Origin of the sequence: Arenibacter lacus (assembly GCF_008711145.1) — a bacterium.
GTDB lineage: Bacteria > Bacteroidota > Bacteroidia > Flavobacteriales > Flavobacteriaceae > Arenibacter > Arenibacter amylolyticus.
Genome location: NZ_VVIN01000003.1, coordinates 1 through 22,914, shown reverse-complemented (window position 1 = coordinate 22,914; position 22,914 = coordinate 1). Strand labels below are relative to the sequence as shown.

Genomic DNA, 22,914 nt, shown 5'->3' with positions numbered 1-22,914 from the left:
CCCATGGCGACCGCAAAAAAAACAACGAAAAAGAAAGGAAAAAGCTTCTCAAAATTCATCTTATGGTTCTGGATCCTGTTCATTACCGGAATCCTATCCGTGGTTTTGATATTCTATATTACCGCTTGGGGAGCTTTTGGCCCCATGCCAGAATACGAGCGTTTGGAAAACCCACAAACCAATCTCGCCAGTGAGATCATTTCCTCGGACGGGGAAACCCTGGGAAAATTTTACCTGGACGACAACCGGACGGATGTAAATTATGAAGACCTACCAAAGACTTTGGTACAAGCCCTAATTGCTACCGAGGATGCCCGCTTTTACCAACATTCCGGTATCGATGCTCGGGGTACTTTAAGAGCCGTTGTATTTTTGGGAAAAAGAGGGGGAGCAAGTACCATTTCACAACAATTGGCCAGACAACTATTTGTTGGGGTACGCTCTAAGAATTTATACGAGACCATTACTCAAAAACTAAAGGAGTGGGTCCTAGCAACTAGGTTAGAGCGCAGCTATACCAAAGAAGAGATCATCAAAATGTATCTCAATATTTATGACTTTAACTATAATGCCGATGGCATTCGGTCGGCTGCAAGAATTTATTTCGGTAAGGAGCCCAGTAACCTAAAGATTGAGGAATCGGCCGTTTTGGTGGGTATGCTAAAAAACTCTTCCTACTATAATCCCTTGCGAAGGGAAAAACTGGTATTGGATCGTAGAAATACCGTCTTGGCACAAATGGCCAAATACAACTATATCACGGAAAAGGAAAAAGACTCCCTACAGGCCTTAAAAATGGACATCAATTTTAGTCCGGAATCGCATAGGGAAGGGATTGCCACCTATTTTAGGATGTACCTACAAGGCTTTATGCGTAAGTGGATAGCAGAAAATCCCAAACCAGCCATCGAAGGGGAACGCGACAAATGGAATATCTATTTAGACGGTCTTAGAATCTACACCACCATTGATTCCCGTATGCAAAAAAATGCCGAAGAGGCCGTGGAGGAGCATATGAAACGACTACAGGCAGAGTTTTTCCATCAAAACACACCACAAAGGAACAAAACAGCGCCTTTTATAGAGGAATTTCCAGGAGAAATAGATCGTATCATGGAAAGAGGAATGAAAACCTCGGACCGTTGGCGAATCATGAAGGCGGAAGGCAAATCTGAAAAGGAAATCAGGGAATCTTTTACCAAGAAGACCGAGATGACCGTTTTTGATTGGAATAGTGAGACCATGGAGAAGGATACCATCATGACTCCCCTAGACTCCATTCGCTACTACAAATCCTTTTTAAGGGCAGCCATGATGTCCATGGAGCCACAAACAGGCCATGTAAAGGCATGGGTAGGCGGACTCAATTACAAGCATTTTCAGTACGATAATGTATACCAAGGAGCGAGACAGGTAGGATCTACCTTTAAGCCCTTTGTATATGCTGCCGCCATAGACCAATTAAGATTATCGCCCTGCGACGTGCTTCCGGACAATCAATATTGTATTGAAGCCAATAAACACGGAAACCCTGACCCATGGTGTCCTAAAAACTCCAATGCACAATATTCTGGGGAAATGCTTACCCTTAAGGATGCCCTAGCAAATTCTGTTAACACTATCACCGCCCAGTTAATAGACAAGGTAGGCCCCAAAGCGGTTATAGATATTGCTAAAAACCTGGGGATTACCGGCCACATCCCAGAGGTTCCCTCCATTGCCTTGGGTAGTGCAGACCTCAACGTTTATGAGATGGTGGGCGCCTATGGAGCCTTTGCCAACCAAGGCGTATATGTAAAACCGGTAATGGTTACTAGAATAGAGGATAAGAACGGGACCGTTTTATTCGAATATGTACCCGAGACTAGGGATGTGCTCAGTAAAGACGTATCCTATGCAATGATAGACCTTATGTCTAGCGTTACCCAGGGAGGATCCGGAACAAGGTTAAGAACCAGAGGTGCTGAAAAATGGAACAAGATGTACGATGAAATCATCACTGGGTATCCCTACGAATTTGACAATCCTATAGCGGGTAAAACAGGGACTTCCCAAAATCAGACCGATGGTTGGTTTATGGGAATGGTGCCTAATTTGGTCACCGGAGTATGGGTTGGTGGCGAGGATAGGGCCACCCATTTCAGAACCATCACCTACGGACAGGGAGCCTCCATGGCACTACCCATTTGGGGATTGTACATGAAAAAGAACTACGCAAACGAAGAATTGGGAGTTTCCAAAGGCGAATTTGAAAAACCTGAGGAATTATCTATCAACGTAGATTGTAGCAAAACCACCGAAGAAGAAGAACAGGATATAGACATGGAAGACGATCTGAATTTCTAGGATCTACCTCCTATCATTTAATAAAGACGCCCTAGCTTTTTACCGAAAGTTAAGGGCGTTTTTTGATTAAAATCCCGTATTTTAGGAGAAAGGAAGCAACGAATAAATGAACCACCTATAAAATATGGCTTAAATGATACGGAAAACAGTAGCAAACGTAGAAGAGGCACTCAAGGGTGTCCAAGATGGAATGACACTAATGCTTGGCGGATTCGGATTGTGTGGTATCCCCGAAAATGCGATCTCAGAATTAGTAAAAATGGGCATCAAGGACCTCACCTGCATATCCAATAATGCCGGGGTAGACGATTTTGGGCTAGGACTGCTATTACACAAAAAACAGATTAAAAAAATGATATCGTCCTACGTAGGCGAGAACGACGAGTTTGAACGACAAATGCTCAGTGGGGAATTGGATGTAGAGCTTACTCCACAGGGCACCTTGGCAGAAAAATGCAGGTCGGCACAAGCAGGCTTTCCCGCTTTTTACACTCCAGCAGGCTATGGGACCGAAGTGGCAGAAGGAAAGGAAACCAGGGAATTTAACGGTAAAATGTACGTGCTAGAAGAAGCTTTCAAGGCCGATTTTTCCTTTGTAAAGGCTTGGAAAGGCGATGAGGCAGGTAATCTCATATTTAAAGGAACCGCCCGTAATTTTAATCCCGTTATGTGCGGCGCTGCGAAGATTACAGTAGCAGAAGTGGAAGAGTTACTTCCCGCAGGTTCCCTAGATCCCAATCAAGTACATGTTCCCGGTATCTTTGTACAACGGATCTTTCAAGGCACCAATTACGAAAAACGCATTGAGCAGTTGACGGTTAGAAAAAAAGGATAAGAAATGTAACAATGAAATCAATTTAGCAATGTAGCAATGAAAAACTAAATTAATGTGGAAATGTGACAAATTGGAGATGTGCCATGAAAACCAATGTAGAAGTATATTAACAACATCAATGTAGCAATGAAAAACTAAATTAATGTGGAAATGGAAGTCAATGTAGCAATGTGAAAATGGAATAAGGTAACAATGAGGCCTTGAATTAGTGTGAAAATGTTACAACGGAAGTCAATGTAGCAATTAAATACTAAAACCATGTGGAAATGCACCGATAGATACTAATATTAATATAGTAATGAACATTATTATTACTATGGAAATTTTAAACAATATAGAAATGTAACTATTCATTATTTTATCAAAATGCTAAAAAAGGAAAATATTGCAGTTACAAAGTCTATCAACTGTGCACTTATGATTATTGATTTCTGTGAACGTCTAAAAAAAGAAGAAAAGTATGTTGTAGCAGGACAATTATTAAAATCGGGAACCAGTATAGGAGCAAATGTTCATGAAGCTCAAAATGCTGAAAGTAGGACTGACTTTATACACAAAATGAAAATCGCCGTAAAGGAATTGGAAGAAACCAAATATTGGCTTATTTTATGTGAAAGGTCACCATCTTATCCTTTCGACAAAAACCTGAAGAAAAACATTGATGAATTAGGATTGATATTATATAAAATCATAAGCACCAGTAAAAGGAATTTATAGTAGATTTTTTCAATAGTCAATGAGGATAGCCAGTTGCTATATAATTTCATTAATAAATTGATACATTGGTAAATCATTACATTAATTATGTTGGACAAAAACGGAATCGCAAAGCGAATAGCAAAAGAAGTAAAGGACGGATATTATGTAAACCTGGGAATTGGCATACCCACTCTGGTGGCTAATTTTGTTAGGGATGATATTAGCGTAGAGTTTCAAAGTGAGAATGGCGTTTTGGGCATGGGGCCCTTTCCACTGGAAGGGGAGGAGGATGCCGATATAATAAATGCAGGTAAACAAACCATCACCACCTTACCGGGAGCCTCCTTTTTTGACTCTGCGACGAGTTTTGGAATGATTCGGGGGAAACATGTAGACCTCACCATCCTAGGCGCTATGGAAGTCGCTGAAAACGGAGATATAGCCAACTGGAAAATACCAGGTAAAATGGTGAAGGGAATGGGGGGCGCTATGGACTTGGTTGCCTCTGCAGAAAACATCATAGTCGCCATGATGCATACCAACCGCCAAGGAGAATCTAAATTATTAAAACGCTGCAGCTTACCACTCACTGGGGTAGGATGTGTTAAGAAAATAGTAACCAATTTGGCCGTGCTAGAAGTTGTTTCCAACGGTTTTAAACTCTTGGAAAGGGCGCCTGGAATTACGGTAGAGGAAATAAAAAAAGCCACCCAAGGGAACTTAATTGTGGAAGGAACCATCCCTGAAATGGAACTCTAAAACAGGGGTTACCCATTACACCTCAACCACTTACACAATTAACTCACAACAAATACCATGGGTTTCACAACAAATAGTATTGGAACTACCTAAGATCTAGTATATTGATCCTATCATATAAACATACCTACGACAATCAATTACTCTAAAACTTAACCACCATGGACGCCCAAATGAATCATGCCCCAACCCAAGAAAAAATTCAGGTTTATCAGAACGACTTCTATCAAGGAACCCTAAGATTAATCAAAAAGTTATTTATGCTTTAAGATAGCAAACCCCACTTATAAAACGGCAATGCATCACAGCTTGCCGTTTTTTGTTTTTAAGACAGCCCGTAAAATATTATTTTTAATATAAAATAATATATGGAGCTAACCCTATCCCTTTGCACCCTTAAGAACTTAGACACCCTGATAGCCATAGGGAAACGCACCTTTACGGAATCGTTCCAAGAACAGAATAATCCGGACGACTTTAACGATTACTTGGAATCGGCCTTTAGTAAAGCGACCATTTTAAGTGAACTGAAAGATCCCAACACCTCGTTTTATTTTGTTTATAGGGGCACCATAAAGGTAGGGTACTTTAAAATTAACAAAGCTGCATCCCAAACGGATATTAAGGACGACAATGCCATAGAACTGGAGCGCATTTATGTACTAAAGGAACATCAGGGGCAGCGTATTGGCAACTACATCTTAAACTGGGTTATGGATTATGCCCGCTCCAAAAACAAAAGATATGTATGGCTGGGGGTTTGGGAACGCAATGCCAAGGCCATCGATTTCTATAGACGGTATGGATTTGTAAAGTTTGGAACACACCCCTATTATATTGGCAAGGATCGGCAAACGGACTGGCTAATGCGGTACGATTTATAGCGCCATCCAAGGAATATCCATCAGCTTCCCTTATCCGAAACAACGACTACCCCATAACTGCAAATTGAGAAGCTACTTGTATTTTTTGGCAACCTTTTGCTAGGAGATACCAAGCCAATAACAGCACGTCTAGCAAGCTATTATTGTATAGACACCCTTAAACTAGGCCACACATCACAACCACTATTAAAGTGGCCTATTTTAGTTTTCTTGCCTTATACCTGCCCCTTTTCATGACAAATTAGGATCCATACTCCTCAAATGAGAGATGACCGATTGCAAACAATGATCAAATTCCTTGGAGATTTGTTGTGCCCAAAATCTAAACACCTTATATCCCAATTCCTTCAAAGCCCCATTCACTTCCTCATCCCGTTGGATATTACGCTCTATTTTTGGAATCCAAAACTCCCTATTGGTCTTAATCTTTTGTTTTCGCTCCCCCCAATTATATCCATGCCAATATTCACCATCAATAAAGATCACCGTTTTATACTTATTGAGTACAATGTCCGGCCTTCCTATTAATTTTTTATAATCGATCCGGTACCTATAACCCGCCCTCCACAACGCCTTTCTAAAAGCCAACTCGGGCTTTGTGTCCTTAGCGCGTATCTTACCCATTATTTTGGAGCGTTCAGGAGTAGTATAAAACCCCGATTCCTCGTTAAAGCGAGGGACTATAATCCGATTAGGTGGATACTTTTTGGGCATATTTAAAGATAAAAAATATTATTCTGAATAAATAGCTCTAGGGGTATCCTAAAATTTTTCTACGTACCAACAATAGAATCGCAACCCATGGCATACGGAATTATAGCAACAAAAAAATCCCAAGCTCCAGTAATTGGTGCTTGGGATTCAGTGTTTTAATGATCTATCTACAGGAGGGGATGACTACCCCTTTACATTCGCCTTAAAATACTCTCTATTTAATCGAGCTATATTCTCCAAGGAGATCCCTTTTGGGCATTCTACCTCACAAGCGCCCGTATTGGTGCAGTTTCCAAAACCTTCAAGATCCATTTGTGCCACCATATTCTTCACTCGGTCCACAGCTTCTACCTGTCCTTGTGGCAATAGGGCGTACTGGGATACTTTGGCTCCTACAAACAACATAGCTGAAGCGTTTTTACAGCTGGCCACACAGGCACCACAACCGATACAGGTAGCTGCATCCATCGCCTTGTCCGCTGCGTGCTTATCAATAGGAATAGCATTCGCATCCTGGGTATTTCCGGAAGTGTTCACGGAAATATACCCTCCTGCTTGCTGTATTCTTTCAAAGGAACTACGATCTACCACCAAATCCTTGATCACCGGAAAAGCTTTGGCTCTAAACGGCTCTATGGTAATGGTATCGCCATCCTTAAAGGAACGCATGTGCAATTGGCAGGTGGTAATGCCTTTATCCGGACCATGGGCCTCGCCATTAATGTGCATGGAACACATCCCACAGATACCTTCCCTACAATCGTGATCAAAGGCAACCGGTTCTTCTCCCTTATTGATGATCTGTTCATTTAAGACATCCATCATCTCCAAGAAAGACATGTCTTTAGAAATATCAGACACTTGGTAATCTACCATTCTACCCTTGTCCTGAGATCCGTTTTGTCTCCAAATTTTTAATGTAAGATTCATATGTTAAGTATTGAGTATTGAGTATTGAGTATTAAGATTTCTTCTATCCTCTAATCTGTCAACACTACTTATTTATAACTCCTTTGTTTCAATTCTATATCCTTAAACTCCAATTCTTCCTTGTGTAGAACGGCATCGGAGGGTTCCCCCTTGTATTCCCATGCGGCCACAAAGGCAAATTCGGCGTCGTTACGCTTAGCCTCTCCTTTTTGCTCTCCTTCTAGCTCCACGGACTCTTCCCTAAAATGCCCGCCACAGGATTCCTCCCGCATCAGTGCGTCCTTGGCAAACAATTCTCCAAGCTCCAAGAAATCGGCCACACGACCCGCTTTCTCCAATTCCGGGTTCATTTCATCGGCTCTACCAGGTACTTTTACGCTTTTATAGAACTCCTCACGGATTTCCTTGATTTCTGAAATAGCCTTCTTTAAATCGGTCGCGTTCCTAGACATACCGCATTTATCCCACATTACCTTACCTAGTTTCTTATGGAAATAATCTACGGAATGGGTTCCATTATTGTTGATAAATGCATTGATCCGATCTTTCACTGCTTTTTCAGCTTCATCAAATTCTGGCGTATCCGTTGGTATCTTCCCGGTCCTAATTTCGTGAGACAGGTAGTCTCCAATAGTATAAGGTAAAATAAAATACCCATCGGCCAAGCCTTGCATTAGCGCGGAAGCCCCCAAACGGTTAGCACCGTGATCGGAGAAGTTAGCCTCCCCAATACAGTACAGCCCCTCCACAGTAGTCATTAGGTTATAATCTACCCAGATACCACCCATAGTATAGTGCGTAGCAGGATAAATCATCATTGGGGTCTTATATGGATTTTCATCCACAATTTTTTCGTACATCTGGAAAAGGTTCCCGTATTTAGCTCTTACGATTTCCTCTCCCAATTCGGTAATTTTTTCTTTGCTAGGATTGGTTAATCCATGAAGTTTTGCCTGCTCGTTTCCATAACGCTCAATAGCTGATTGGAAATCTAGGTAAACCGCTTCTCCTGTAGCATTTACCCCATAGCCAGCATCACATCTTTCCTTGGCTGCCCTAGAGGCAACGTCCCTTGGCACTAAGTTTCCGAAGGCTGGATATCTTCTTTCCAAATAATAATCCCTTTCCTCCTCACTTAGGTCAGTAGGTTTCTTCCTTCCCTCCCTAATAGCCAGTACATCTTCCATCTTTTTGGGAACCCAGATCCTTCCATCGTTACGAAGCGATTCTGACATCAGAGTCAATTTGGACTGATAATCGCCAGAACGAGGAATACAGGTAGGGTGAATTTGGGTGTAGCATGGGTTGGCAAAGAAGGCTCCTTTTTTATGTATTTTCCACGCTGCGGTAGCATTGGATCCCATGGCATTGGTGGAAAGGAAATACACGTTTCCATATCCTCCGGTAGCGATTACCACTGCATGTGCAGAATGGCGCTCTATTTCTCCGGTTACCAGGTTACGGGCAATAATACCCCTTGCCTTTCCATCAATTTTTACCACATCCAACATCTCGTGTCGGTTGTGCATTTCTATTTTTCCACGGGCAATCTGCCTGTTCATGGCAGAATAGGCACCTAACAGCAATTGCTGTCCTGTTTGTCCTTTGGCATAAAAGGTACGGGAAACCAATACCCCTCCAAAAGAACGGTTGTCCAACAGTCCCCCATAGTCACGCGCAAACGGCACCCCTTGGGCAACACATTGGTCAATAATATTTGCAGATACTTCTGCTAAACGATATACATTCGCTTCTCGGGACCTATAATCGCCCCCTTTTACAGTATCGTAGAAAAGGCGGAAGGTAGAATCCCCATCCCCCTGGTAATTTTTAGCCGCATTGATCCCTCCTTGGGCAGCAATAGAGTGTGCCCTACGCGGTGAATCTTGATAGCAAAATGCTTTTACATTATATCCCAGCTCCGCCAAGGTTGCCGCAGCAGAACCTCCAGCCAACCCGGTCCCAACCACAATAATATCTATAGAGCGTTTGTTGGCGGGATTAACTAAGTTAATCTTATCCTTATAGTTTGTCCATTTATCCTTTAATGGCCCTTCTGGTACTTTAGAATCCAATACAGACATAGGTTTGTAGTATTATATTAATGGTTGAAATGGTGAAAAAGTGCAATGAAAATAAATCCTAATGGAATTAGGATAGCATATGCTTTTCCAAACCCTTTTAATCCTCTTGTGTATTTGTTATTGGCACCCACCGACTGAAATGCAGAACTAAATCCGTGTAACAAGTGAAGGGAAAGAAATACAAACCCTACACAGTAAAGTGCTACCCTCCAAATAGGAACAAACTTATGGGTTAGTTCCTCATAATATCGATAATCGCCATTCGGTAGCAACCCCGACATATCCCCTTGGATAAATTTGGTGTTGATTTCCGGAAACCAGAAATCGATAAAGTGAATGACTAAAAATATCAGAATAAATCCGCCACTCCAGATCATGTTTCTACTCATCCAAGTAGCATTGGCAGCGCCATTGTTGCGAACATACTTAACCGATCGGGCGTTCCTGTTTCTGATTTCCAGGATAAAACCCATCACAAAATGAAAAATAACCCCAAAGAGTAAGATTGGCTGCAATCCAAACTGGACTAATGGGTTAGTTCCCATAAAATGGGAGATTTCGTTAAAAGCATCCGGATTGAATACGGAAAGAATGTTAATTGCAAAATGTTGAACGATAAAAATCATCAAGAAAAAAGCGGAAAGTGCCATAGCGTACTTTCTGCCTATTGAGGAGTTAAAAAATCCACTCATTACGTTAGTTGTTTTAAATACAAATCTACTCTACAAAGCAGTTATTAACAAACTTTGTTTGCTTAATGTCTCATATTTAGAACCAATTTAAAGAAAAGGTTCCATTTTAGGAGAGACTTAGCCCTAAAAAGAGGGCTAGCCTATAAAAATACCGATTGTCCTAAAAAATTAAAAGAAACAGATTCCAAGCTGCATTTCACAGCACATCAATCGGAATTGTAAACAACACTTTCTTAATCCTTTACAGCACCTCACCTAAATAAATCTATAATACCTAAAACTTATACATCCCAATTAAGACCTTCCGTATTTATTATGCAATTCTGAAATAAAACTTTCTGCCTGCACTTCCAATACGGACTGAGCCATTAGAATTGCCTTTTCCACTATGGCAGTATTTCCTGAGTTACTAATATCTCGGGTAGCTTCAATTGCCTTTAGGTACCAATCTGCCCACGCCTCTATAATTTGCTCCTCATCTTTTGGTGAGGCTCCATTCTTTACAGCGGCTTCACTCAATAAAAACTCTGTCGCCAAACGCTCTGTACCGGCCTCTTTCAGTAGCTCAATGAGGTCAACAGCCGTATAACTATCCCCATTCACCAAGGTAAGGGCACTCGCCAGCGCCGCCGTACTAACATTTCTAAGTGTTTCCTTAGACACCTTGTCCATGGTATCATTATCCGTATGATAAAATTCATCCGTAAAATGCCAAAGCAATAAGCCTGGTATATTGGCCCTTAAGAAAGGCATATGATCACTGCCCCCTTCATAGGGATTGGTTTTCACCACCCAATTAGCAAACTTGCCCTGATCTTTAAAGTTGTGCAGAATAAAATCATTTAAATAGTGGGGCTTCATATCCTCTAGGCTAAGCACTCTCCCACCCCATTCCGAATGCTGGTCCTTCCCTCGGGTCCAAATAGCACTGGGATCTGGCATTTTCTCAATTAAGAAACTACCCCCTGTTAATGCGGTGTTTTGCCCTACCATATCTAGGCTAATTCCCCATTTAATATTTTTTGCTCTCGCTTCATCCTCAACGATATACCGATTGGTAGATATAATCTCATCCCCCCATAAAAAGGTGATACTCCTGTAGGCATCTATGGTCTCGGAAGCTATGAGTTTGGCTGTGGTGATAGCCATTTCTAACTGGGCACCTACCCCAGATGCATTGTCATTTGCTCCAGGCTCCTGCACGTGTGCACTAAAAACGAGCCGTTCTTCCGGTAGTTCGGCCCCTCTAATATCGGCCACTAAGGTTAGGTCTTCCGAAGCATATAACCTGGTATCCACTTTCACCCTGGCACGTACCGGTCCGTTTTTCATGGCCGACACTAAATTCTCCTTAGCCTCATAAGATAAGGCTATAGCCCATTTATTATCAGGATGGTAAGCTAGGCTCCGAAATTGGATGGAGGTCCTGTTTTTTTCTGGCTGTAAATAGCTAGGATTGTTATAACTCAACATTCCCAATGCGCCCTGTTCCAACACCCCTTGTTTATAGATTTCCGATACGCGTCTGGTATCCGTATATATAATTTTCCCTCGTACCGATTGGTTTTTTAATTCCTCCGCATCTGCAATATAGACCACCTCCCCAACAACTCCATTTTTAGGAGTAGCCGCAGAATTTATATAGACCATGTTCCGATTAGTAGCCTGACTAAGCAAGGGAGAAGAAGCCCCCACAAGACTTAACTCCGCATCCACTGGCTCCCAAGTAGGATGTTGAAGGGGCCGCTTTTCTACCCTATAAGTAAATCGGTCCAAAGCCGTTGCTTTTTCCTCCAGTACATAACCAGCAGCTTCCAACTCGGAGGCCAGCTTAAAAATACTTTTATCAAAGCCCGAGTTGCCCACTACCCGCCAGAATTGGGATACGTAAGCGGTGGTTTCATATGCCTTCTCTCCGTTAATGTTCTCTCGCAACAATTTAAAATAATCCTCGGTAGTAACCGCCGAACTTTTTTCTTGGGACCAGCCCATATTCATCGCGAGGAAAAAGAAAAAAACTAACTTTTTTGTCATATCAACATATTATTATAAACCGAAAGCCACCTTCACATGCGTACAGTTGGCCAAGGTGGTAAAAACCTTGCCGAAGATAGGATATTTTGAAATTTTGCAGAATGGAAGACCTTCTTTTTAAAATGATTTGCTCCTTCTTGGCATTAAGCCTATCCTATTTCATAAATTTGCAAACATAATTAAAAACTGGTGCATAGTAATTAGGGGTTGCCGCCCTTTGTGCGGAATGATGACAACGCCACGTTCCCGCCCAAATAATTTTGGCAAGACCCTATGCCCATAAAAATATATCAGATGAAGTACGAGCAAATACCACAACAACTATTCGTGAAGAACCGCAAGAAGTTCATGGCCCAAATGAAGCCTAACAGCATTGCAGCATTCAATTCCAACGACATATACCCAATGGGTGCGGATAGCACCATGCCTTTTGAGCAGGATCGGGACCTTTTTTATTTAAGTGGTGCAGATCAGGAAGAAACCATTCTTTTACTTTTCCCGGATGCCCATGACAAAAAGCATAGAGAAGTATTATTTGTAAGAGAAACCAATGCCCATATTGCGGTATGGGAAGGCGCTAAACTCACAAAGGAAAAAGCGACCGAGGTATCTGGAATAGAATCCATTTACTGGCTTACGGAATTTGACAAGGTATTCTTTGACCTAATGACCGAAGCAGACACCATTTATTTCAACACCAACGAACACTATAGACAATCGGTGGAAACCCAAACAAGGGAAGACCGATTTATAGAAAAGGTAAAAAAGGAATACCCTGCACACAATTGGGCAAAGAGTAATCCCATCCTACAGGAAATTCGAGGTGTTAAGGAGCCAGAGGAGATTGCGATTATACAAACGGCCTGTAACATCACCGAAAAAGGCTTTAGACGCTTACTACCTTTTGTAAAGCCAGGCGTATGGGAGTATGAAATTGAGGCTGAATTACTACATGAGTTTATCCGAAACCGATCCAAAGGATTTGCCTACACCCCTATTATTGCCTCTGGGAACAATGCTAATGTATTACATTACATAGAAAACAACAGGCAGTGCAAGGACGGCGACCTTTTGTTAATGGACGTAGCTGCAGAATATGCTAACTACTCCAGTGACCTTACCCGTACCATTCCCGTAAATGGAAGATTCACCCCTAGACAGAAGGAAGTATACGAAGCGGTTCTAAGAGTAAAGAATGAAGCTACTGCCATGTTGGTGCCAGGAACCATGTGGGCAGAATTCCACAAGGAAGTAGGTGATATAATGACATCGGAATTATTAGGACTAGGATTGCTAGACAAGGCCGATGTTCAAAATGAGGACAAGAATTGGCCTGCCTACAAAAAGTACTTTATGCACGGTACCAGTCACCACATAGGGTTAAACACCCATGACTATGGCCTGTTAAAATCCCCTATGAAAGCAAATATGGTATTTACCGTTGAGCCAGGCATCTACATCCCAGAAGAAGGTATGGGAGTTAGATTGGAAGACGACGTGGTAATCCAGGAAAATGGTGCCCCATTTAATCTAATGGCCAATATTCCGATTGAAATAGAGGAGATTGAAGAACTGATGAACACTAAGGGATAAGAAAATTCACAGCATAGCAATTCTAAAAGAGCCAGCGAACTGGCTCTTTTTTATTTTAAACACTTTTACGCTCCAATTCCGCTCTTGGAACTAGTGGCCTTATCAAGGACATTCGCAATTATAAATGCCACCAACGCAGGCAGCACCCATCCTAATTGATAATCACTAAAGGGAATCCACCCAAAAATATCGGTATTTATATCCACAAAGCTTAAGGTTCCCAAAAAGTCGGGAATACTAAAGACAAAGGTCGCCAGCACAACTTTTTTAAATACCCTGGGAGACGCCCATCTATCCGGGACTAGATTTAACAGGATCAACACAATGGTAATAGGATAGATAAACATTAGTGCTGGCAAGGCAATAGTTATAATATATCCCACATTAAACTGCCCTATTAAGATTCCTAGCAAACAGCCAATGATTGCCGTGGCTAGATATCCGTAATACCATCGCGAGAATTTTGCCTTAATAAAATCGGCCGCCCCAGTTACAATTCCCACTGCGGTAGTAAAACACGCCAAACTTACCAAGATGCTTAAGAAAATATTAGCCGTATTCCCTAGCGTTAAACTACTTATTCCGGTAAGTAGTTCGGTTCTACTGACACCCTCCATAAAATGATCTTGTTGCAATGCTCCGGTAAGTATCAGCCCCGCATAAATCAAGAACAGCGCGAGTCCGGCCAACCAGCCCGATCTTTTAATTAATCTTTTTTTGGCCTCGTAGGGCGCCTTGGACCTTAGGTTAATAGAAACAATGATAACACCTCCAACCACCAATGCCGCAATAGCATCGAACGTCTGGTATCCTTCCAAAATACCGAGGCTCAACGGATTCACAATAGACGATTTCTCAAATGCAAAATCGAGGTCCATTATAGTGATTCCTATGATGGCCAACAATATAAATATGATAGCAGGAGTAAGTAGTTTACCAAGAATATCCAAAATTTTGGAACGATTCATTACAAACACAAATACCAGAGAAAAATAAAGGATACTTGTAGTTAGGGACGAAACATTAAAGAATGGCTGTATGGCAATTTCATGGGTTACTGATGCGGTACGCGGGGAGGGAAGGCCAACAGCTATAGCATAAATTGCAAAGGAATAGACCATACTAAAGGCTGGAGACACCTTCTTTCCAAAATCGAATATAGTCCCTTGCAATTTCGCATGAGCCAGGATTCCAAAGATGGGCACCAAGACTGCCGAAATGGCAAAGCCCCAGGCCACCAACCACCATAATTCCCCAGATTTGAAACCCAAAAAAGGGGGTAAGATTAGGTTGCCCGCCCCAAAAAATAGGGAAAACATAGCAAAAGTAGTAATCAGCGTCTCTTTATTCTTAAGCATACTGGCAAATTTCGGCGAAAGATAGGATAAAAACCAATTAGTATAAAACTTAACTTCAGCTTCAATAAACAACCGTTCATCGAAAACATGTGTATTTTGCAGGTAAAATCAAAAAAAGATATAAGACACACTCAATAATTTTTAAATTAACCCGTTAGAGTGTTGTTAAGCATGAAAAGTATTGCTTTAACCACCAACCAATACGTTTAATATACAGCTACGGATCCAAACCCGTATCATCCCCAACTAACCCCCAACATTATGAAAAACAACATCAACCACTACGCCAACAGACTTAGCACCTTTTTCTGCGCTATTTTTGGACATCATTATGCAGTGACCAAGATTATTACCTCCCACATTAAGGAGTACCAATGCGTTCACTGTAATAAGGAAGTCACTACGGATGCCAATGGCAATCTCTCCGAACTGACCCCTAAACAACAGGATATCAATAATACCTTGCAGTACATTTACCAAAAAAGACATGGGGCAGACCAACAGGTTGCATAGCCACTAAAGGCTACCCACCATCGGCGGAGTAGACTGATAACGACTAACATTCCTGAAGATAGAAGGCCTAAGATTTGTTTAAACTGTCCCCCCCCCTAGACAGCAACAATAAACCAGCCATCAGTTTTCGGGAATTTTTTGTTTAGGTAAAGGAGTTCCACCCCTGGGCGGTTATTGGAATCTTAGTATTGGCACGGGAAATTAAATGAGCTCCTTCCTTGTGATCTGTCATATGTCCAATTACCGAAAAATGGGGATTCCCCTTTATCTTAGGGAAATCTTTTTGATCTATGGTAAACAACAGCTCATAATCCTCTCCTCCACTCAGGGCTACCAACGTACTGTCAATTTTAAACTCTTCACAGGCCGAAATAACGGTTGGATCCAGTGGAATTTTATCTTCATACAGATTACACCCCACCTCACTTGCCTTACAAATATGCAATATCTCTGAGGAGAGCCCATCACTAATATCAATCATGGCAGTAGGTTGAATTTCCAATTTTGCCAACAAGCCTTTTACATCCTTTCTGGACTCAGGCTTTAACTGTCGCTCTATGATATAGGTATAGGGAGAAAGATCGGGTTGGTTGTTGGGATTCACCTTAAACACTTCTTTTTCCCTTTCTAACACCTGCAGACCACAATACGCTCCGCCCAAATCACCAGAAACCACCAACAAATCATTGGGCTTAGCCCCACTTCTATAGGTAATATCGGCCTCGTTTGCTTCCCCAATGGCCGTTACACTAATGATCATCCCTTTGGTAGAAGAAGTAGTGTCTCCGCCAATTAAATCTACTTTATAAATTTTTGCTGCCAAGGCCACGCCAGCATAAAACTCCTCCAAAGCTTCCAGGGGGAACCTATTGGAAACCGCAATAGACACCGTAATTTGAGTTGCTACGGCATTCATGGCGTATATATCCGATAAGTTCACCATTACCGACTTATAGCCCAGGTGCTTCAAGGGCATATAACTGAGATCAAAATGCACTCCTTCTACCAGCATATCCGTAGAAACCACCACCTTTTTATCGCTAAAATGGAGCACAGCGGCATCATCCCCGATTCCTTTTACGGTAGAACTTTGTTGTATTTCAAAGTTTTGAGTAAGGTGCTGGATTAATCCAAATTCTCCCAGCTCCTCTAGACTTGTCTTTTCTTGATTCTTATCTTCTAACATGCTGCAAAAGTAAGGAGGAAATTTATTTATTGCCCCTTTTGCGCTAAATATTGAGAGGAGGCGCCTATATTTTAGAAATACTATTTTATTCATTACTCCCCTAAGACTACCTGCCGCAATTTAACAGGTATTTTGTACTGCAAGTCGGTAGCAAGGTCGCTTACAAAATAAAACGCCAGCCTTTTCAAGAAAGACTGACGTTTATATATTCTAATTACGGGAGTTCCTAACCCAAGGAGTAGCCTTCCCTATAATTTCGTTTCACGTATTTATTGGCGGCATCAAAATTGCTCACCTTCATATTTTCTGCATCCCACAGAAGTCGCTTTCTACCATAATACTGAGAACCACCGCTCCAGAACCCTTTGTTTTCTGCATTAGGATCTACCTCAAAATAGGCCTTAAGCGCCAAGTTCCCAATAAGGATACTTTCGGTAAAAGGACCAGCATAATCGAAAGAAGAACTGGTTTCCGCATTTTCGTAGCCGGCCATACAAGCATTTACCCACTGCAAGTAGTGTCCTTCAGGCACCCTGGCTATGGTTTCTTCCACTTCAAACTGTTCGTTTAAGCTTAAGGGAAGCAATCTAGGATTAGCTCCATAACAATCTGCCATTAACTTTCCTTTGGTGCCTATAAATAGCACACCACCATCCCAGTTACCCATTGGCTCGTCATCGCCCATTTCCTCTGGACGCTCTGGAAGCAATCCGCCATCCATCCAGGTAACCTTTACTTTCCCTTTACCATCGGTTCTAGGGTAGCTTAGGTGTATTTTACTGGAGTTGGGGAAGCTTTTTGGGTAATCGGCAGTTTCAAACTTCCCTTTAAAGGAATCGGACACACTACACTCTACTTGGTCTGGGTATAGAATGGGGAGAATTCTATAAACTGGGTCCATAATATGGCAAGCCATATCCCCTAGGGCACCCGTTCCAAAATCTGACCAGCCCCTCCAATCAAACGGAAGGTACGCATCGTTGTAATCGCGCATTTCTGCAGTGCCCAACCACAGATCCCAATTAAGCCCCTTGGGAATCCGGTCTTTTTTAGTAGGTGTTTGCAAGGCTTGGGGCCATATAGCCCTATTGGTCCAACATTTAACGGTATGCACTTCTCCAATGATCCCGGTATCGTAAATCTCCTTCATTTTTCGGACTCCATCCCCGGAGCCTCCTTGGTTCCCCATCTGGGTAACCACCTTGTATTTTTTAGCCGCTTCGGTAAGCATTCTTGCTTCCCAAATATCATGGGTCAACGGTTTTTGAACATACACGTGCTTCCCCATCTGCATGGCCATATAGGCCTGAACTGCGTGATTGTGATCTGGTGTAGATACGGAAACAGCATCAATGGTATTTCCTTCCTTCTCCAGCATCTCCCTAAAATCTGCATAATACTTGGCCTTTGGGAAGTTCTTTCTGGAATCTACTGATTGCCTATCGTCCACATCACAAAGCCCCACAATATTAACATTTGGGCTTTCAGCAAAAGAAGTAAGATCACTCCTTCCCTTTCCACCAACTCCAATGCCGGCAATGTTTAATTTATCACTTGGGGCAACAAACCCAGGGCCGCCCAAAACATGCCTTGGAACGATCATAAACCCGGCAGTTGCCAGCCCGGTCCCCTTTATAAAATCCCTCCGGGATTTACTGCTAAACGTGGTTTTTTTGTTGGACATAACTTTAGTTAATTTTTTGGTTTTTTAAAAATGCTGTTGAATTTAAAGGTTTTTTTTTAAACGATATACGGATCAAGGAACTATTTTTTCACCAATCCATTGGTTGCGGCAATTCATAGACCCCATCCAAAATTGACACCACCTCCTATCCCCTAATTTCCTTTAAGGTTAAATCGGAGCACAACTTACTACATTCCTACAATATAAAAAAACAACCTCCTTTCTTATCATTATCCCACCAACTCCCTAGGCTATTTATCAATCACATAATTATACAGGGCAATTCCCCATAAATTAGCAGCGAATAAAATTGGAAAAACTTTGGTTAAATCAGTCCAGCTGGGACTTTCAAACCGCTTGCCATACGCTTATCCTTCCCATAGAGAAATCTAATACCCCTATTGGCTAGATTAATGTTGTAAAGTATGGTAAAACCCTTCTTATGTAGTATCTTTGCAATCTAATTTAGATTAAATCCAATTAACAATGATTAAAGTATCTGAAACAGCAAGAGAAAGGGTAACGGCCCTGATGCGCGAAGGAGGCTTTGATGCAAGCACCGACTATGTGAGGGTAGGAGTTAAAAGCGGCGGATGCAGCGGATTGTCCTATGAGCTGAATTTTGACAAAACGATTGGAGAGGACGACAAAATGTTTGAGGATAATTCCGTGCGTATCGTAGTGAATAAAAAAAGCTTTTTATACCTCGTAGGCACGGTCCTGGAATATTCTGGCGGACTTAACGGTAAAGGATTTGTCTTTAAAAACCCCAATGCGCAAAGGACTTGCGGATGTGGGGAAAGTTTTTCCCTGTAAAGCATCAAAGGGAAACAAAGCAAATGCATCCAAGCTTGGAAATGTCTTTACCAGCGAAAAATAATCAATCATCACCAAGAGCATTTGTTAGATTATAAAATTTGTTAATAAGAGTAACGGTTAAGTTACAACCTACCCTCTTTCTAACTCGTTAACTTATATGAAATGGCATACACAGAAGAAGAATTAAAAAAAGAATTAGAAACCAAGGAGTATGAGTATGGTTTCTATACAGATATTGAATCGGATACCTTTCCAAAGGGATTGAACGAGGAGGTCGTTATTGCTATCTCCAAAAAGAAAGAGGAACCAGAGTGGATGACCCTATGGAGGCTAAAGGCATTTAAGATTTGGAAAGAGATGGTAGAGCCCGAGTGGCCAAACGTAAAGTATGAGAAGCCAGACTTCCAGGATATCTCCTATTACTCTGCACCCAATGTAAAACCAAAATACGATAGTTTGGACGAGGTGGATCCAGAGCTTCTGGACACTTTTAACCGTTTGGGGATTTCATTGGAGGAACAAAAGAAGTTGGCAGGGGTAGCCGTGGATATTGTGATGGACTCTGTTTCTGTAGCTACTACCTTCAAGGAGACCTTGGCAGAAAAAGGAATTATTTTCTGTTCTATTTCCGATGCTATTAAGAACCATCCGGAATTGGTCAAGAAATACATCGGTACCGTGGTTCCACAAACGGACAATTTTTATGCAGCCTTGAACTCGGCCGTATTCTCGGACGGATCTTTTTGCTACATCCCAAAAGGAGTTCGCTGCCCCATGGAACTATCTACCTACTTTAGAATTAACCAAGCTGGTACCGGACAGTTCGAGAGAACTTTGGTAGTTGCAGACGAGGATAGTTATGTAAGCTATTTGGAAGGTTGTACTGCCCCCTCCCGTGACGAAAACCAATTGCATGCGGCCGTTGTAGAACTTATCGCCTTGGATGGTGCTGAGATAAAATACTCCACTGTTCAAAACTGGTTCCCAGGAACCAAAGAAGGAAAAGGCGGTGTCTTTAACTTTGTAACCAAGAGGGGTATTTGTGAAAAGAACGCGAAAATTTCTTGGACGCAAGTAGAAACCGGATCTGCCGTTACATGGAAGTATCCTTCTTGTATCCTTAAGGGAGACAATTCTATTGGGGAATTTTATTCCGTTGCCGTTACCAACAATCACCAACAGGCTGATACCGGTACAAAGATGATCCATTTAGGGAAAAACACCAAGAGTACCATTATCTCTAAGGGGATCTCCGCAGGGCACTCTCAAAATAGTTACCGAGGATTGGTACAGGTGGGTAGTAGGGCCGAAAACGCTAGAAACTTTTCCCAGTGTGATTCCTTATTGATGGGGAATGATTGTGGCGCCCATGCCTTCCCATATATTGAAGCCAAGAATAAATCCGCAATGATAGAACACGAGGCAACGACGAGTAAAATTGGGGAGGATCAGATTTTCTATTGTAACCAAAGGGGAATTGATACTGAAAAAGCCATTGCCCTAATCGTAAATGGGTTTAGTAAGGAGGTATTGAACAAATTACCGATGGAATTTGCCGCGGAAGCCCAAAAATTATTGGAAATAAGCTTAGAGGGCTCTGTAGGATAAACCATCAACCCCGTAGAAAGGGAAATAAAAATCTGGATTAAAAAAACACTATAACGAGAAAAATAGTTTAAAATGCTAAAAATCACAAACTTACACGCCAACATAGAGGGCAAAGAAATATTAAACGGAATCAATTTAACCGTGAATGCTGGGGAAGTACATGCCATAATGGGACCAAACGGTTCTGGAAAAAGTACTTTGGCCTCTGTTATTGCAGGAAAAGAAGAGTTTGAAGTTACCCAAGGTGAGATTACCATGGATAATGAGAGTTTGGAAGAGCTATCTCCTGAGGAAAGAGCCCATAAGGGGGTATTCCTTTCCTTCCAATATCCTGTAGAAATTCCTGGGGTATCGGTTACCAACTTTGTTAAAACCGCTATCAACGAATCTAGAAAAGCACAGGGCTTGGAGGAAATGAGGGCAAAGGAAATGTTGCAATTACTACGTGAGAAATCCGAGTTGTTGGGGATCGATAGAAAATTCTTATCACGTTCATTGAACGAAGGCTTTTCTGGAGGGGAAAAGAAACGAAACGAAATATTCCAAATGGCTATGTTAGATCCAAAATTGGCCATCTTGGACGAAACAGACTCTGGTCTGGATATTGACGCGCTAAGAGTTGTTGCCAATGGGGTAAATACTCTTAAGAGTAAGGACAATGCTGTAATATTGATTACCCACTACCAGCGCTTGTTAGAATACATAGTTCCAGATTTTGTACACGTACTTTACAATGGTAAGATCGTGAAGTCCGGCACCAAGGAACTGGCATTGGAGTTAGAGGAAAAAGGATATGATTGGCTAAAGCCAGAGACGGTGATCTAATACCACCGTCTGCGGTTCCAGATCTTAATGCAAAAAGTCTATAAAATCGTACTACCTCTCATAAGTAGGGCATGGTAAGAAGCAAAATGTTTGAAGCAATAAATTCCCAGAAAGTAAAAAGGGATTTCTTCGAGCAAGTTTTAAGCCCCGTCCGCAAGGGCGTCCTAGAGCAGGATGGCGATTTAATTTGGCTACCCAAAAGAGCTGCCAATTCCATAAGCTCCCAATCAGCAATAAGATTTGAAGGAAAATTGATAATGGGTTATTCACTACCCATACAGCTTATAGGAAAACCTGGAGTAAGAAAATCCGAGCTGTAGCCAACATAAGAACTGGGACATTAGGATAACATGGAAACTATCATATTAAAGGAATAAAAGAAAATATTTCTAAACTGTTAAGTAGTTATCGAACATCTCAACACAAATAAGAGATCTATAACCTTTAACATTTAGACATTACAACTTAAGAAAATGGATTTAAAAGAAAAATTAGTCTCCTCTTTTTTAGCGTTTGAGAATAATGTAGACGTAGAGCATTCCGTACATGATATACGTACCGAAGCAATAAAGAAGTTTGAGGAAAAAGGATTTCCCTCCCGAAAAGAGGAGGAGTGGAAATACACTTCCTTAAATAGACTACAAAAAGTAGATTTCAGCATATTTCCCAAAACCGAGAGTAACCTAGACTATAAGGATGTTAAGCGGTATTTTATGCATGAGATAGATACTTATAAAATTGTATTTGTCGATGGTGTCTACAGTTCTTATTTATCGGAAACCACCCATGACGGGGTAGATGTTTGCCTAATGAGTTCTGCGCTTACCAAACCTATGTACAAGCCGGTAATAGACGTATACTTCAACAAGATTGCCAACAAGGAGGATTCATTAACAGCTCTAAACACTGCCTTTAGCAGAGAGGGAGCCTATATTTATATCCCCAAGCACAAGACACCCAAAAAACCCATAGAAATTATACATTTCTCTACGGGTACGGAGGCCGCCTTGATGTCACAACCACGTAACCTGATTATCGCTGAAGAAAATTCTGAGCTTCAGGTTATAGAGCGCCATCAAAGCCTTACCTCTAATGAGGTCTTTACCAACGCGGTAACGGAAATATTCGCAGGGAAAAATGCGATCGTGGACTACTATAAGGTACAAAATGATGGATTATCGGCTTCCTTGATAGACAATACCTATATAGATCAGAAAGATGGAAGTGTAGTAGACGTACACACCTTCTCCTTCGGTGGTAAACTTACTAGGAACAACCTAAACTACTATCAGAACGGGGAGCGACTAAACTCTACCTTAAGAGGGGTAACCATTATTGAAGGGAAACAACA

Annotated in this window: 19 protein-coding genes; 11 read left to right on the top strand and 8 right to left on the bottom strand. The window is 41.7% G+C overall.

The window, feature by feature from the left end; translation table 11 throughout:
* Nucleotides 1-3: 3 nt before the first annotated feature.
* The 5 genes from F1E73_RS02030 (at nucleotide 4) to F1E73_RS02010 (ending at nucleotide 5,523) form a co-directional block, all read left to right on the top strand.
* Nucleotides 4-2,346 carry a penicillin-binding protein 1A gene (locus F1E73_RS02030; protein WP_086476224.1) on the top strand — a complete coding sequence of 781 codons (2,343 nt, stop codon included), beginning with the start codon at nucleotides 4-6 and terminating at the stop codon, nucleotides 2,344-2,346.
* 133 nt (nucleotides 2,347-2,479) lie between these two features.
* Nucleotides 2,480-3,181, top strand: coding sequence for a CoA transferase subunit A (locus F1E73_RS02025; RefSeq protein ID WP_086476223.1), 702 nt, complete (start codon nucleotides 2,480-2,482; stop codon nucleotides 3,179-3,181).
* A 366-nt stretch (nucleotides 3,182-3,547) separates the two neighbouring features.
* Nucleotides 3,548-3,898: a four helix bundle protein gene (locus F1E73_RS02020; RefSeq protein WP_086476222.1), complete on the top strand. Its 351-nt coding sequence runs from the start codon at nucleotides 3,548-3,550 to the stop codon at nucleotides 3,896-3,898.
* A gap of 87 nt (nucleotides 3,899-3,985) precedes the next feature.
* A complete protein-coding gene (locus tag F1E73_RS02015) occupies nucleotides 3,986-4,639 on the top strand; it encodes a 3-oxoacid CoA-transferase subunit B (RefSeq protein ID WP_086476221.1) in 654 nt (217 codons plus the stop codon).
* A 368-nt stretch (nucleotides 4,640-5,007) separates the two neighbouring features.
* Nucleotides 5,008-5,523, top strand: coding sequence for a GNAT family N-acetyltransferase (locus tag F1E73_RS02010; protein ID WP_086476220.1), 516 nt, complete (start codon nucleotides 5,008-5,010; stop codon nucleotides 5,521-5,523).
* A gap of 231 nt (nucleotides 5,524-5,754) precedes the next feature.
* On the opposite strand, the gene F1E73_RS02005 is transcribed toward F1E73_RS02010, so the two are convergent.
* From F1E73_RS02005 to F1E73_RS01985, 5 genes are all read right to left on the bottom strand, one after another.
* Entirely contained in the window at nucleotides 5,755-6,237 is a 483-nt protein-coding gene (locus tag F1E73_RS02005; protein ID WP_150450978.1) for a very short patch repair endonuclease, read from the bottom strand.
* Nucleotides 6,238-6,420: 183 nt separating this feature from the next.
* Nucleotides 6,421-7,167, bottom strand: a complete 747-nt coding sequence (locus F1E73_RS02000) for a succinate dehydrogenase/fumarate reductase iron-sulfur subunit (RefSeq protein ID WP_086476218.1) — start codon at nucleotides 7,165-7,167, stop codon at nucleotides 6,421-6,423.
* A gap of 68 nt (nucleotides 7,168-7,235) precedes the next feature.
* On the bottom strand, nucleotides 7,236-9,251 hold the full coding sequence (locus F1E73_RS01995; protein WP_150450977.1) for a fumarate reductase/succinate dehydrogenase flavoprotein subunit: 2,016 nt from the start codon (nucleotides 9,249-9,251) through the stop codon (nucleotides 7,236-7,238).
* 17 nt (nucleotides 9,252-9,268) lie between these two features.
* Nucleotides 9,269-9,943 (bottom strand): succinate dehydrogenase cytochrome b subunit, encoded by a 675-nt coding sequence (locus F1E73_RS01990; RefSeq protein ID WP_086476216.1) that lies wholly within the window; start codon nucleotides 9,941-9,943, stop codon nucleotides 9,269-9,271.
* Between the two features lie 294 nt (nucleotides 9,944-10,237).
* On the bottom strand, nucleotides 10,238-11,977 hold the full coding sequence (locus tag F1E73_RS01985; protein ID WP_150450976.1) for a M28 family peptidase: 1,740 nt from the start codon (nucleotides 11,975-11,977) through the stop codon (nucleotides 10,238-10,240).
* 294 nt (nucleotides 11,978-12,271) lie between these two features.
* Here F1E73_RS01985 and F1E73_RS01980 point away from each other — a divergent pair, with 294 nt between their 5' ends.
* On the top strand, nucleotides 12,272-13,570 hold the full coding sequence (locus F1E73_RS01980) for an aminopeptidase P family protein (RefSeq protein ID WP_150450975.1): 1,299 nt from the start codon (nucleotides 12,272-12,274) through the stop codon (nucleotides 13,568-13,570).
* A 65-nt stretch (nucleotides 13,571-13,635) separates the two neighbouring features.
* On the opposite strand, the gene brnQ is transcribed toward F1E73_RS01980, so the two are convergent.
* Entirely contained in the window at nucleotides 13,636-14,928 is a 1,293-nt protein-coding gene (brnQ, locus tag F1E73_RS01975; protein ID WP_150450974.1) for a branched-chain amino acid transport system II carrier protein, read from the bottom strand.
* Between the two features lie 261 nt (nucleotides 14,929-15,189).
* Between brnQ and F1E73_RS01970 the strand changes: the two genes are divergently transcribed.
* A complete protein-coding gene (locus tag F1E73_RS01970; RefSeq protein ID WP_150450973.1) occupies nucleotides 15,190-15,441 on the top strand; it encodes a hypothetical protein in 252 nt (83 codons plus the stop codon).
* Nucleotides 15,442-15,583: 142 nt separating this feature from the next.
* Here the strand turns inward: F1E73_RS01970 and thiL are convergent, their stop codons facing one another.
* Together thiL and F1E73_RS01960 are read right to left on the bottom strand one after the other, a co-directional pair.
* Nucleotides 15,584-16,627 (bottom strand): thiamine-phosphate kinase, encoded by a 1,044-nt coding sequence (thiL, locus tag F1E73_RS01965; RefSeq protein WP_150450972.1) that lies wholly within the window; start codon nucleotides 16,625-16,627, stop codon nucleotides 15,584-15,586.
* Nucleotides 16,628-16,853: 226 nt separating this feature from the next.
* Entirely contained in the window at nucleotides 16,854-18,311 is a 1,458-nt protein-coding gene (locus F1E73_RS01960; RefSeq protein ID WP_150450971.1) for a Gfo/Idh/MocA family protein, read from the bottom strand.
* 486 nt (nucleotides 18,312-18,797) lie between these two features.
* On the opposite strand from F1E73_RS01960, the gene F1E73_RS01955 reads away from it, so the two are divergent.
* From F1E73_RS01955 to F1E73_RS01940, 4 genes are all read left to right on the top strand, one after another.
* Complete coding sequence (locus tag F1E73_RS01955) at nucleotides 18,798-19,127, top strand: HesB/IscA family protein (RefSeq protein ID WP_086476210.1); 330 nt, start codon at nucleotides 18,798-18,800, stop codon at nucleotides 19,125-19,127.
* Between the two features lie 165 nt (nucleotides 19,128-19,292).
* Nucleotides 19,293-20,738 carry a Fe-S cluster assembly protein SufB gene (sufB, locus tag F1E73_RS01950; RefSeq protein WP_086476209.1) on the top strand — a complete coding sequence of 482 codons (1,446 nt, stop codon included), beginning with the start codon at nucleotides 19,293-19,295 and terminating at the stop codon, nucleotides 20,736-20,738.
* Between the two features lie 72 nt (nucleotides 20,739-20,810).
* Nucleotides 20,811-21,563 carry a Fe-S cluster assembly ATPase SufC gene (gene sufC, locus F1E73_RS01945; protein WP_150450970.1) on the top strand — a complete coding sequence of 251 codons (753 nt, stop codon included), beginning with the start codon at nucleotides 20,811-20,813 and terminating at the stop codon, nucleotides 21,561-21,563.
* 473 nt (nucleotides 21,564-22,036) lie between these two features.
* A partial coding sequence (locus F1E73_RS01940) for a SufB/SufD family protein (RefSeq protein WP_191088974.1) occupies nucleotides 22,037-22,914 on the top strand: 878 nt, incomplete at its 3' end.